The sequence below is a fragment of the Streptomyces bungoensis genome (assembly GCF_001514215.1).
In the GTDB taxonomy this organism is placed as follows: domain Bacteria; phylum Actinomycetota; class Actinomycetes; order Streptomycetales; family Streptomycetaceae; genus Streptomyces; species Streptomyces bungoensis.
The window spans coordinates 1-13,409 of the sequence record NZ_KQ948880.1 but is presented as its reverse complement, the minus strand read 5'-3'; the positions used below and the strand labels follow the sequence as shown (position 1 = coordinate 13,409).

Here is a 13,409-nt window from a genome sequence, read left to right as displayed (position 1 = left end):
CCGTACCGGTCCGCCAACCCACCACGCTCAGCGAGGCACCCATGCCATCCACCCCACGGCGGCCGACGCCCACCCTCGCCGACGCCACCCGCGGCCGCGTCCTCTTCGGCGGCGACTACAACCCCGAGCAGTGGCCCGAGGAGACCTGGCCCGAGGACGTCCGGCTGATGAAGGACGCCGGGGTCAACTCCGTCACGCTCGGCGTGTTCTCCTGGGCGCGGCTCGAACCCGAGCCGGGCAGGCGGGAGTTCGGCTGGCTGGACCGGGTCATGGACCTCATGCACGAGCACGGCGTCGGCGTCGTCCTCGCCACCCCCACCTCCTCCCCGCCCCCGTGGCTGGGCCGCCTGCACCCGGACACCCTGCCCCGCGACGCCGACGGCCGTGTCGAGTGGTGGGGCGGCCGGCAGCACTTCTCCCACTCCAGCGCCACCTACCGGCGGTACGCCGCCGCCATCACCGAGGACCTGGCCGCCCGCTACGCCGGCCACCCGGCCCTCACCATGTGGCACATCAACAACGAGTACTGCACCGCCGACTACGGCGACGAGGCGGCCGCCGCCTTCCGGCGCTGGCTGCGCGCCCGGTACGGCACCCTCGACGCCCTCAACTCCGCCTGGGGCACGGCCTTCTGGAGCCAGGGCTACGACACCTGGGACGGCGTCCTGCCGCCGCGCCACGCGCACTACATGAACAACCCCGGCCAGGTGCTGGACTTCCGCCGCTTCACCTCCGACATGCTGCTGGAGTGCTACACGGCCGAGCGGGACATCGTCCGCCGGCACACCCCGCACCTGCCGGTCACCACCAACTTCATGCCGCTGTTCCCCGGGCAGGACGCCTGGCGCTGGGCCGAGGAGGAGGACGTCGTCTCCGTCGACCTCTATCCCGACCCGCGCGACCCGCTGGGCGCCCAGCACGGGGCCCTGGTGCAGGACCTCGCCCGGTCCCAGGCGGGCGGCCCGTGGATGCTGATGGAGCAGGCGGCCGGGCCCGTCAACTGGCGCGGGGTGAACCACCCCAAGCCACGCGGCCTGAACCGCCTGTGGTCCTTCCAGGCCGTCGCCCGGGGCGCCGACGCCGTCTGCTACTTCCAGTGGCGCCAGTCCCGGCAGGGCGCGGAGAAGTTCCACTCCGGGATGGTGAGTCACGCGGGCGAGGAGGGCCGCACGTACCAGGAGGTGATGCGGCTCGGCGGCGAACTCGCCCGGATCGGGGAGCACGTCGCGGGCCGGCACAGCCGCGCGGACATCGCGATCCTGCACGACTGGCACTCCTGGTGGGCCGGCGACCACGAGGGCCGGCCGTCCACCGAGGCGGACCTGCCGACCGTGCTGCACGCCTGGCACCGGGCGCTGTGGGAGGCGAACCTGCCCACCGACTTCGCCCACCCCGGCCACGACCTGTCGGCGTACCGGATGCTCGTCGTCCCTCAGCTCTACCTCCTCACCGACACCGCGATCGACAGCCTCCTCGCCCACGTCCGCGACGGGGGCACGCTGGTCTGCGGCTTCCTGACCGGCATCGCCGACGAGCAGGACCGGGTCCGCCCCGGCGGCATGGACGCCCGGCTGCGCGAGCTGCTCGGCATCCGCACCCTGCACGAGTGGTGGCCCCTGGAGGCGGGGGAGACGGCGGCGACGGACGGCTTCCGCGGGACCCTGTGGTCCGAGGAGATCGACGCGACCGAGGATGCCTCGGCCGAAGCCGTGTACCGGGGCGGCGAGCTGGACGGGCTGCCCGCCGTGCTGCGCCGGGGCCGCGCCTGGTACGTCTCCACGCTCCCCGAACCCGGCGCGCTGCGCGCGCTGCTCACCCGCATCGCGGCCGGAGCGGGCGTGCCCCCCGTCCTCGACGGCCTCCCGGCCGGCGTCGAGGCGGTGCGCCGCGGCGAGCTGCTGTTCCTGCTCAACCACGGGCGCGAACCGGTCACCGTCCGGGTGCCGGGCACCCACGTGGAGCTGCTCGGGGACACGGCCGTCACGGGCGAGGTCGCCCTCGGCCGCCACGGCGTGGCGGTGCTGCGGCCGTGACACCGGAACCGGAGGCGCACGGGCCCGTCCACGGCACCTGGGAGCCGGCCCCCGCCGCCCGCTGGGAGGACGCGTTCCTGGCCGGCAACGGCCACCACGGCGTCCTCGTGTTCGGTGATCCGGACGACGACCGGGTGGTCGTGACCCACCACACCCTGGTCCGCCCCAACGGCGGTGAACACGCCCGCCCGCCCCGCCTCGCCGCCCGGCTCCCGGCGCTGCGGGACCGGCTGCTCGCCGGCTACCTCACCGCCGCCGAGGAGTTCACCGACGGCCGCCCCCTGCAGTGGGTGCAGCCCTTCCACCCGGCGTTCCAGGTCCGGCTGCGCAGGCCCGCCGACGACGAACACGGCTACCGCAGGGCCGTCGACTTCCGCACCGGCGAGGTCACCGCCGCCCGCGCCGGCTGGAGCAGCCGGGTCTTCGTCTCCCGCGCCGACGACGTGATCGTGCAGGAGGTCACGGCGCCGGACCTGGCCGTCACCCTCGACCACCGGCTCCCGGGCGTCCCGACCGGACTGGGCGTCGGGCACGGCGCGCTGCTCACCCCCGAGGGCGCCCTGCTCAGCCTGCGCGCCCGCTATCCGGGCAGCGACCGCGCCTACACCGGGGTCACGCTCCTCGCGGTCCGCGGCGGCACCACCGAGCTCGTCCCGCCCGGCGTCCGGATCACCGGCGCCCGCTCGGTCCTGCTGCTCACCCGGGTGCGCCGCCACACCGGCGAACTCGACGTCACCGCCGAGGGCCGGCTGCTGCGCGACCTCGCCGGGGACGGCGCGCGGGTCTACGACGAGCTCCTCGGCCGGCACCTGGACCGGCACCGCACCGCCTACCGGCGCGTCACCCTCGACCTCGGCGCCGACCCGGCAGAGCGCGCCCTGCCCGGCTCGGAACTGCTGAGGCGGCCGCCCGGCACCGCCCTCGTGGAGCGGCTCTTCGCCGCCGGCCGCTACCACCTGCTCTCCAGCAGCGGCCTGTTCCCGCCCCGGCTGCCCGGCCTGTGGACCGGCGACTGGGACACCGCCTGGTCGGGGGCGTTCACCACCAACGCCAACCTCAACCTGCAGACCGCCTCGGCGGCCGCCGCGGCACTCCCCGAAGTGACCGAGGCACAAGCCGGCCTGGTGCACCGTCAGCTGGGTGACTGGCGGGAGAACGCGCGCGCCGTCTACGGCGCCCGGGGCGCGGTGGCGCCCACCCACACCGACGGCGAGTCCGGGTACGCCTACCACTTCAGCCGGGAGTACCCCCTGCACCTGTGGACCGCGGGGGCCGACTGGCTGCTCAAGCCGCTGGTCGACCACGACGAGACCCGCGGCGCACCGGACCCGCGCACCGCCGCCGCCCTGGCCGAGACCGCCGCCTTCTACGAGGACTTCCTCACCCGCACCGACGCCCGTGGCCGGCTCGTCGTCGTCCCCTCCTACTCGCCCGAGAACCGCCCCGCGCGCGGCAGCTGGGGCGCCCTGAACGCGGCCATGGACCTCTCCGCCGCCCGGCACGCCCTGCTCACCGCCGCCCGCTACCACCCCGGCCGGGCCGCGAAGTGGCGCGCGCTGGCCGACCGGCTGCCCCCGCACCGGGTCAACGCCGATGGCGCCCTCGCCGAGTGGGCCTGGCCCGGCCTGGACGACACCTACGACCACCGCCACCTCAGCCACCTCTACGGCGTCTGGCCCCTGGAGGAGATCACCCCCTACGACACCCCGGACCTGGCCGCCGCCGCGCACCGCGCCCTCGAACTGCGCGGCGCGGAGAACGACTCGGCGCACGGCCACCTCCACCACGCCCTCGTCGCGGCCCGCCTCCGGGACGCCGGCCGGGTCGCGCACGCCCTGCGCCAGGTGCTGGAAGGCGACTTCTTCCACGCCTCCCTGATGAGCTCCCACTATCCGCACCGGGACGTCTACAACGCCGACGCCGCGCACGCCCTGCCCGCCGTGCTGATCGAGATGCTCGTGCAGTCCACCCCGGACCGCCTGGTGCTGCTGCCCGCCGTGCCGGCCGCCTTCCCCCGGGGCGAACTGCGGGGCGTGCGCACCCGGTTCGGCGCGGAGCTGGACCTCGCCTGGGACCCGGACGGCGCCCGCGCCGTCCTGAGGCCCGGCCGCACCCACCGCATCGAACTGCGGACTTCCTCCGGCGCCGAGCCGCTCGACCTGGTCGCCGGAGAAGACCGCGTCCTCACCCTGGGGGCGCGGTGAGCGAAGGAAACCCCCCCACCCATGGAAGGACACCATGGCAACCACCCTCCCGAGCCGGATCGCCACGGCCCTGATCGCCCCCGCCCTGGCCCTCGGCGCCACCGCCGGCCTCGCTGCGGCACCCGCCTCCGCCGCCGTCTGGTCCTCCTGCGACCAGTGGGGCAGCACCACCCTGAACGGCTACACGCTCTACAACGACATCTGGGGCTCCGGCGCCGGCACCCAGTGCATCTGGGCCGACTCCGGCACCAACTGGGGCGTCAACGCCAACCACCCGAACACCGGCGGCATCAAGGCCTACCCCAACGCCAAGAAGGTGATCAACAAGTCGATCACCTCGCTCTCCTCGCTGACCAGCGGCTACAACGTCAGCGTCCCGTCGTCGGGCGCGTACAACACGTCGTACGACATCTGGGACACCGGCTACAAGTACGAGATCATGCTCTGGGTCAACAAGACCGGAGCCGTCGGCCCGCTCGGCAGCTCGCAGGGCACCGTGTCCCTCGGCGGCTCCACCTGGACCGTCTACAAGGGCAACAACGGCTCCAACGACGTGTTCTCCTTCGTCCGCAGCTCCAACTCCAGCTCCGGCACGGTGAACATCCTGCCGATCCTGAAGTGGATCAAGGACACCAAGGGCTGGTTCGGCAACGTGACCATCGGCGACCTCCAGTTCGGCTTCGAGATCACCTCGTCCTCCGGCGGGCTGAACTTCACCGTCAACAGCGAGAGCGTCAGCAGCGGCTGAGCAACCGAGGCGGACGAGGGCCGGTCCCGTGCGGGACCGGCCCTCCCGTTCACTCAGCGATCGGCAGCTCGGCCCCGTCCCGCAGGAACAGCGGGATGCGGTCCAGCGGGGCGTCCACCGTCACCGCCGCGCCGCCCTCGTACGACGCGCCCGTCCAGGCGTCGGTCCAGCGCGCGCCGGCCGGGAGGTGCACCGTGCGGGCCGTGGCCCCGGCGGTCAGCACCGGCGCGACGAGCAGGTCCGGGCCGAAGAGGTAGGCGTCGTCCACGCTCCAGGCCGCCTGGTCCCCGGGGAACTCCAGGAACAGCGGCCGCATCACCGGCAGGCCCTCCTCGTGCGCCTCCCGCATGACCCGCAGGACGTACGGCTTCAGTCGCTCGCGCAGCCGCAGGTACCGCTCCAGGATCGCGCCGGCCTCCTCCCCGTACGACCACACCTCGTTGGGCCCGCCGGTCATGTCCGGGCCCAGCTCCATGCCCGGGTCGCGGAAGCCGTGCAGCCGCATCAGCGGGGACAGCGCGCCGAACTGGAACCAGCGCACCATCACCTCCCGGTACGCCGGGTCGTCCGGGTCGCCGCCGTGGAAGCCGCCGATGTCGGTGTTCCACCAGGGGATGCCGGACAGCGCGGTGTTCAGGCCGGCCGCGATCTGCCGGCGCAGGGTCGCGAAGTCCGTGCCGATGTCACCGGACCACAGGGCGGCGCCGTGCCGCTGACTGCCCGCCCACGCCGAGCGGTTGAGGGTGATCACCTCGTCCACCCCGGCCGCGCGCAGCCCCTCGTCGAAGGTGCGGGCGTTCTCGGCCGGGTACAGGTTGCCGACCTCCAGGCCGGGCCCGGCCCAGTAGCGCAGGTTCTCCGGGAAGCCCGGCTTCAGCTCCGGTTCGCAGGCGTCCAGCCAGAACGCCGTGATGCCGTACGGGTCGAGGTAGTTCTCCTTGACCCTCGACCACACGAACTCCCGCGCCCCGGGGTTGGTGGCGTCGTAGAACGCCACCTGCACGGTGGAGGCGACCTCCTTGTCCGGCCAGTCGGCGTGCGCCATCGGGCCGTACTGGGTGCCGATGAAGTAGCCGCGCTGCTCCATGACCGGGTGGTTCTCCGACAGCGGGGACACCGACGGCCACACGGAGACGACCAGCTTGATGCCCAGCTCCTCCAGCTCGCGGACCATCGCCGCCGGGTCGGGCCACTCCTTCGGGTCGAACTTCCACTCGCCGAGGTGAGTCCAGTGGAAGAAGTCGCAGACGATCGCCGAGATCGGCAGTCCCCGGCGCTTGTACTCCCGGGCCACCCGGAGGAGTTCGTCCTGGGTACGGTAGCGCAGCTTGCACTGCCAGAAGCCCGCCGCCCACTCCGGCAGCATCGGCGTGCGGCCGGTCACCGCCGCGTAGGCGCGCTGGCCGTCGGCCGGGGTGCCCGCGGTGATCCAGTAGTCCAGCTGCCGGGCCGAGTCGGCCACCCAGCGGGTTCCGTTGGCCGCGAGCTCCACCCGGCCGATCGCCGGGTTGTTCCACAACAGGGTGTAACCGCGGCTGGACACCAGCACCGGCACGCTCACCTCGGCGTTGCGCTGCACCAGGTCCAGCACCAGGCCCTTCTGGTCCAGGCGGCCGTGCTGGTGCTGGCCCAGGCCGTAGAGCCTCTCGCCCTCGTACGCGGCGAACCGCTGCTCCAGCCGGTGGTGACCGCCCCCGACCGCCGTGTACAGGCGCGAGCCCGGCCACCAGAAGTGCGCGCGCTCCTCCGCGAGCAGTTCGCCGCCGTCGTCGGTGCGCAGGAAGCGGATCAGGCCCTCGGCGCTCACCTCCACGGTCAGCGCGCCGACGGTCAGCCGCGCCTCGCCGTCCCCGGTCTTCACGGTGCCGTGCGCCGGCGGGCGCCCGTCGAGCAGGGCGCCCGGCAGCGACTCCAGGACCGGGCCGCCGAGCCGGGCGCGCACCCGGACCGCGTCCGGCCCCCACGGCTCGATGCGCACCGTCTCCTGGCGCCCGCTCCACTCCAGCGCGCCGTCCCGCTCACGGAAGGTGCCGACGGTGGGTGAGGACTGGGCGAGGCTGATCCGGGGCTGGATTCCGGCAGGCTGGTTCACGGGCACGCTCCTGAAGGAGTGCAGACAGGGGAAGCAGGCAGAGGAAGCGGAGAGAACGAGCAGGCAGAACAAGCAGGCAGAACAAGCAGGCAGCGGTGTGCCCCGTCCGCCGGAGCACGGTGTGCGTGAGGGGGAGCCGTCAGGACGCGGCGGGCGCCGGCCCCGAACTCGCCCGCACGGTCAGCTCGGGCGCGAGCAGCACGACCTCGTCGCCGCCCCGCCCGTCCAGCTTGGCCACCAGGTGCTCCACGGCGTGCCGGCCCATCTCCTGCGCGGGGATGGCGACCGAGGTCAGCCGCACGGAGGCCTGCACCGCGACCTGGTCCGGGCAGATCGCGACCACCGACACGTCCTCGGGCACCGCCCGGCCCTGCTGGCGCAGCAGCGCGAGCAGCGGCTCCACCGCCGACTCGTTCTGCACGACGAACCCGGTGGTCCCCGGGCGCTCCTCGAGGATCCGGGCCAGCGTCACGGCCATCGCGTCGTACCCGCCCTCGCAGGCACGGTGCAGCAGCCGCACGCCCGCCGCACGCGCGCGCGAGCGCAGGCCCTCCAGGGTGCGCTCGGCGAAGCCCGTGTGCCGCTCGTAGACGGCCGGGGCCTCGCCGACGACCGCGACGTCACGGTGGCCGAGTCCCGCCAGGTGCTCCACGCACAGCGCGCCCGTCGCCGTCCAGTCCAGGTCGACGCAGGTCAGGCCGGACGCGTCGGCGGGCAGGCCGATCAGCACGGACGGCTGGCCGCTGCCGCGCAGCAGCGGCAGCCGCTCGTCCTCGAGCTGGACGTCCATCAGGATCATCGCGTCGGCCAGCCCGCTGCCGGTCACCCGGCGGACCGCGTCGGGGCCCTCCTCACCCGTGAGCAGCAGCACGTCGTAGCCGTGCGTACGGGCCGCGGTGGCCACCGCGATGGCGATCTCCATCATCACCGGCACGTACATGTCGGTGCGCAGGGGGACCATCAGCGCGATGATGTTCGACCGGTTGCTCGCGAGGGCGCGGGCCCCCGCGTTCGGGTGGTAGCCGAGCTCCCGGATGCTCTGCTCGACCCGCTGCCGGGTGGTGGCGGAGATGGACCGCTTGCCGCTGAGGACATAGCTCACCGTGCTCGCCGAGACTCCGGCGTGCTGGGCGACCTCGGCAAGGGTGACCATCCAGCTCTCCAAGCTTTGTGAAGCGCTTCGACACGGCGCATGGCTGACAAGGGCGAGTGAGGGTGTCTCGACAGTAGCTCCAGCGCGAGTGGGTGTCCATAGGCTGTCGAAGCGCTTCGACAGTATTTCCTGCGACCCGGGAGACGGCCGAGGGCAGCAGTACACACCCGCGCCCCGTCGCGGCGGCGGCGCTTTCGGCCGATCGGACGCGCGAGGGGTGGTGAGGTCGGCCCGTTTCGGGTACCAACGATCCAGTAGCACTGGTCGGTAACGAACGGTCCGCATCATCCCTCTTCGCGGCGAGGTGAGCCCTCCATGTCCGCCACCACCACACCCCGCACCACCGTCACCGAGCGCGAGGCCCGCCAGGTGGCGGAGGCCGCCCGGCAGCAGGACTGGCACAAGCCCAGCTTCGCCAAGGAACTCTTCCTCGGCCGCTTCCGGCTCGATCTCATCCACCCCCACCCGCTCCCGGACCCCGAGTCCGAGCGCCGCGGCGAGGAGTTCCTCACCCGGCTGCGCGCCTTCTGCGAGAGCGAGGTCGACTCGGCCCGCATCGAGCGCGAGGCCCGCATCCCCGACGAGGTCGTCGCGGGCCTGAAGGAACTCGGCGCCCTCGGCATGAAGATCGACCCGAAGTACGGCGGCCTCGGCCTCACCCAGCTGTACTACAACAAGGCACTCGCTCTCGCCGGCTCCGCGAGCCCCGCGCTCGGCGCCCTGCTCTCCGCCCATCAGTCGATCGGCGTACCGCAGCCGCTGAAGATGTTCGGCACCCAGGAGCAGAAGGACGCCTTCCTGCCCCGCTGCGCCCGCACCGACATCTCCGCCTTCCTGCTCACCGAGCCCGACGTCGGCTCCGACCCGGCGCGCCTGGCCACCACGGCCGTCCCCGACGGCGACGAATACGTGCTCGACGGGGTGAAGCTGTGGACCACCAACGGGGTGGTCGCCGACCTGCTCGTCGTCATGGCCCGCGTGCCGAAGTCCGAGGGCCACCCGGGCGGCATCACCGCCTTCGTGGTGGAAGCCGCCTCCGAGGGCGTCACCGTCGAGAACCGCAACGCCTTCATGGGCCTGCGCGGCATCGAGAACGGCGTCACCCGCTTCCACCGGGTCCGCGTGCCGGCCGCCAACCGGATCGGGCCCGAGGGCGCGGGCCTGAAGATCGCGCTCACCACCCTCAACACCGGCCGGCTGTCGCTGCCCGCCATGTGCGCCGGTTCCGGCAAGTGGTGCCTGAAGATCGCCCGCCAGTGGGCGGCCGAGCGGGAGCAGTGGGGCAAGCCGGTCGCGCTGCACGAGGCCGTCGGCTCCAAGATCAGCTTCATCGCGGCCACCGTCTTCGCCCTGGAGGCCGTCGTCGACCTGTCCTCCCAGATGGCCGACGAGGACCGCCACGACATCCGTATCGAGGCCGCCCTCGCCAAGCTCTACGGATCCGAGATGTCCTGGCTGATCGCCGACGAACTGGTCCAGATCCGCGGCGGGCGCGGCTACGAGACCGCCGAGTCCCTCAAGGCGCGCGGGGAACGCGGCGTACCGGCCGAGCAGATGCTGCGCGACCTGCGCATCAACCGCATCTTCGAGGGCTCCACGGAGATCATGCACCTCCTCATCGCCCGCGAGGCCGTCGACGCACACCTCTCCGTCGCCGGCGACCTCATCGACCCCGACAAGACCCTGTCCGACAAGGCGAGGGCGGGCGCCAACGCCGGCGTCTTCTACGCCAAGTGGCTGCCGAAACTGGTCGCCGGCCCCGGGCAACTGCCCACCTCGTACGCCGAGTTCAAGCACGGCGTCGACCTGTCCGGGCATCTGCGCTACGTCGAGCGGCATGCCCGCAAGCTGGCCCGCTCCACCTTCTACGCCATGTCCCGCTGGCAGGGCCGGATGGAGACCAAGCAGGGCTTCCTCGGCCGGATCGTGGACATCGGCGCCGAACTGTTCGCGATGAGCGCGGCCTGCGTGCGCGCCGAGCGGATGCGCGGCGAGGGCCGGCACGGGCGCGAGGCCTACCAACTGGCCGACGCCTTCTGCCACCAGGCCCGCGTCCGCGTCGAGGAGCTCTTCGGCCGCCTGTGGTCCAACACGGACGAGCTGGACCGCAAGGTGGTCAGGGGCGTCCTCGGCGGCGCCTACGAGTGGCTGGAGGAGGGAGTCGTCGACCCCTCCGGTGACGGCCCCTGGATCGCCGACGCGACCCCCGGCCCGAGCACCCGCGAGAACGCCCGCCGCCCCTTCGGGTCGTAGGAGCCCGCTTCCGGACCGGACCGGCGGGACCCCCGACGGTCCGGTCCGGGCCGGCCCTGACGCGGACGGGGGACACCCTGTCCGGAGCACCGCGGCCGCACGCGACAATGGGGGGATGACCGACAGTCCCGCCAGTCCCGCACCCCTCGCCGACCCGCACCTCGTGTACGACCCCGTCGCGGGCGACGGCCCGAAGGACGTGGTGATCCTCGGCTCCACCGGGTCCATCGGAACCCAGGCCATCGACCTCGTGCTGCGCAACCCCGGCCGCTTCCGGGTCACCGCCCTGTCCGCGAACGGCGGCCGGCCGGCCCTGCTCGCCGAGCAGGCGCACCGGCTGCGGGTGCCGGTCGTGGCGGTCGCCCGCGAGGACGCCGTACCGGCCCTGCGCGAGGCCCTGACCGAGCGCTACGGCCCCGGGGAACCGCTCCCCGAGATCCTCGCCGGGCCGGAGGCGGCCACCCGGCTCGCCGCCTCCGACTGTCACACCGTGCTCAACGGCATCACCGGGTCGATCGGCCTCGCCCCGACCCTGGCCGCCCTGGAGGCGGGCCGCACCCTCGCCCTGGCCAACAAGGAGTCGCTGATCGTCGGCGGCCCGCTGGTCAAGGCGCTCGCCAAGCCCGGCCAGATCATCCCGGTCGACTCCGAGCACGCCGCGCTGTTCCAGGCCCTCGCCTCGGGCACCCGCGCCGACGTGCGCAAGCTGGTGGTCACCGCCTCCGGCGGCCCCTTCCGCGGCCGGACGAAGGCCGAGCTGGCGCACGTGTCCGTCGAGGACGCCCTCGCCCACCCCACCTGGGCCATGGGTCCGGTCATCACGATCAACTCCGCGACCCTCGTCAACAAGGGCCTGGAAGTCATCGAGGCACACCTGCTCTACGACATTCCCTTCGACCGCATTGAGGTGGTCGTGCATCCCCAGTCGTATGTTCACTCGATGGTCGAGTTCACCGACGGATCCACGATCGCCCAGGCGACGCCCCCCGACATGCGCGGGCCCATCGCCATCGGTCTGGGCTGGCCCGAACGGGTGCCGGACGCGGCTCCCGCCTTCGACTGGAGCAAGGCCTCCACCTGGGAGTTCTTCCCCCTGGACAACGAGGCCTTCCCCTCGGTGAACCTCGCCCGGCACGTGGGGCAGCTCGCGGGCACCGCCCCGGCGGTGTTCAATGCCGCCAACGAGGAGTGCGTCGAGGCCTTCCGCCACGGCGCACTGCCCTTCAACGGCATCATGGAGACCGTCACCCGGGTGGTGGAGGAACACGGCACCCCGGTCACGGGAACTTCACTCACCGTGTCGGACGTCCTCGAAGCGGAGACCTGGGCGCGGGCCCGGGCCCGGGAACTGACAGCCACGACGGCGACCGCGGAGGCGCGTGCATGACGACCTTGATGTTCATCCTCGGCATAGTGGTCTTCGTGGTCGGCCTGCTCGTCTCGATCGCGTGGCACGAGCTGGGGCACCTGTCCACGGCCAAGCTCTTCGGCATCCGCGTCCCGCAGTACATGGTCGGCTTCGGCCCGACCATCTGGTCGCGGCACAAGGGCGAGACCGAGTACGGCATCAAGGCCGTCCCGCTCGGCGGCTACATCCGCATGATCGGGATGTTCCCGCCCGACGAGGCCGGCCGGATCTCCGCCCGCTCCACCTCCCCGTGGCGCGGCATGATCGAGGACGCCCGCTCGGCCGCCTTCGAGGAGCTCAAGCCCGGTGACGAGACGCGCATGTTCTACACGCGCAAGCCGTGGAAGCGGGTCATCGTCATGTTCGCGGGCCCCTTCATGAACCTGGTGCTCGCGATCGGCCTGTTCCTGACCGTGCTGATGGGCTTCGGCATCCAGCAGCAGACGACCACCGTCGCCGCCGTCTCGCCCTGCGTCATCGCGGAGAGCCAGCACCGCGACAGCTGCAGGAAGTCCGACCCCGCCTCCCCGGCCGCGGCCGCCGGCATGCAGAAGCGCGACAGGATCGTCTCCTTCGCCGGCACGCCGACCAAGGACTGGAACACGCTGTCCGACCTCATCCGCGACAGCGCGGGCAAGACCGTCCCGATCGTGGTCGAGCGCGACGGCCGGCAGCTCACCCTGCACGCCACGATCGCCACCAACCAGGTCGCCAAGAAGGACTCCAGCGGCACCTACGTCCAGGGCAAGTACGTCAAGGCCGGCTTCCTGGGCTTCAGCGCCGCCACCGCCGTCCAGCAGCAGAGCTTCGGGGAGTCGGTGACCTGGATGAGCGACCGGGTCGGCGACGCCGTCGACTCCCTGGTCGCCCTGCCCGGCAAGATCCCGGCCCTGTGGAACGCGGCCTTCGGTGACGGGCCGCGCGAGCCGGACTCCCCGATGGGCATCGTCGGCGCGGCCCGCGTCACCGGCGAGATCGCCACCCTGAACATCCCGGCCTCGCAGCAGCTGGCCATGTTCGTCTTCGTCCTGGCCGGCTTCAACCTGTCCCTGTTCCTGTTCAACATGCTCCCGCTGCTGCCCCTCGACGGCGGCCACATCGCGGGCGCCCTGTGGGAGTCGCTGCGCCGGGCCGTGGCCCGCGTCCTGCGCCGCCCGGACCCCGGCCCGTTCGACGTGGCGAAGCTGATGCCGGTGGCGTACGTGGTCGCCGGGATCTTCGTCTGCTTCACCGTGCTGGTGCTCATCGCGGACGTGGTGAACCCGGTGAAAATCTCCTAGCCACCTCGCGTTCACGGCGGCCCGGAGCACCTCGCTCCGGGCCGCCTTCCATCGGGTGTGTTTGCCGGGTGGGATGTGTGGGTGCCGGCGGCCGTGCCGTAATCTCGAAGCCTGGAGCCCGCCGTTCACGGGACCTGGACCTTGATCCACGACTTGGGGTTGCACAGCAGATGACTGCGATTTCTCTCGGCATGCCGTCCGTTCCGACCAAGCTCGCCGAGCGCCGGAAGAGCCGGCA

8 protein-coding genes are annotated in these 13,409 nt (G+C 72.6%); 6 read left to right on the top strand and 2 right to left on the bottom strand.

All coding sequences use genetic code 11. The features are described 5' to 3' along the window. The first annotated feature begins 41 nt into the window (after positions 1-41). Genes AQJ66_RS34835 through AQJ66_RS34825 form a run of 3 tightly spaced genes read left to right on the top strand, consistent with a single transcriptional unit; the run spans position 42 to position 4,985 of the window. Positions 42-2,033, top strand: coding sequence for a beta-galactosidase (locus AQJ66_RS34835; protein WP_061930366.1), 1,992 nt, complete (start codon positions 42-44; stop codon positions 2,031-2,033). Further along, positions 2,030-4,237: a glycosyl hydrolase family 95 catalytic domain-containing protein gene (locus tag AQJ66_RS34830; RefSeq protein WP_061930363.1), complete on the top strand. Its 2,208-nt coding sequence runs from the start codon at positions 2,030-2,032 to the stop codon at positions 4,235-4,237. The genes AQJ66_RS34835 and AQJ66_RS34830 overlap by 4 nt, the downstream gene beginning before the upstream one ends. A 34-nt stretch (positions 4,238-4,271) precedes the next feature. After that, positions 4,272-4,985: a GH12 family glycosyl hydrolase domain-containing protein gene (locus AQJ66_RS34825; RefSeq protein WP_061930360.1), complete on the top strand. Its 714-nt coding sequence runs from the start codon at positions 4,272-4,274 to the stop codon at positions 4,983-4,985. Between the two features lie 49 nt (positions 4,986-5,034). On the opposite strand, the gene AQJ66_RS34820 is transcribed toward AQJ66_RS34825, so the two are convergent. Both AQJ66_RS34820 and AQJ66_RS34815 read right to left on the bottom strand, forming a co-directional pair. Then, positions 5,035-7,077 carry a glycoside hydrolase family 31 protein gene (locus AQJ66_RS34820; RefSeq protein WP_061930357.1) on the bottom strand — a complete coding sequence of 681 codons (2,043 nt, stop codon included), beginning with the start codon at positions 7,075-7,077 and terminating at the stop codon, positions 5,035-5,037. Positions 7,078-7,216: 139 nt separating this feature from the next. Next, on the bottom strand, positions 7,217-8,230 hold the full coding sequence (locus AQJ66_RS34815) for a LacI family DNA-binding transcriptional regulator (RefSeq protein WP_061930354.1): 1,014 nt from the start codon (positions 8,228-8,230) through the stop codon (positions 7,217-7,219). A 315-nt stretch (positions 8,231-8,545) separates the two neighbouring features. Between AQJ66_RS34815 and AQJ66_RS34810 the strand changes: the two genes are divergently transcribed. The 3 genes from AQJ66_RS34810 (at position 8,546) to AQJ66_RS34800 (ending at position 13,171) form a co-directional block, all read left to right on the top strand. Next, positions 8,546-10,483, top strand: coding sequence for an acyl-CoA dehydrogenase family protein (locus AQJ66_RS34810; protein WP_061930352.1), 1,938 nt, complete (start codon positions 8,546-8,548; stop codon positions 10,481-10,483). 115 nt (positions 10,484-10,598) lie between these two features. Further along, complete coding sequence (dxr, locus tag AQJ66_RS34805; RefSeq protein WP_061930349.1) at positions 10,599-11,870, top strand: 1-deoxy-D-xylulose-5-phosphate reductoisomerase; 1,272 nt, start codon at positions 10,599-10,601, stop codon at positions 11,868-11,870. Further along, complete coding sequence (locus tag AQJ66_RS34800; protein WP_061930346.1) at positions 11,867-13,171, top strand: M50 family metallopeptidase; 1,305 nt, start codon at positions 11,867-11,869, stop codon at positions 13,169-13,171. Before dxr ends, AQJ66_RS34800 begins: the two co-directional genes overlap by 4 nt. Positions 13,172-13,409 lie beyond the last annotated feature (238 nt).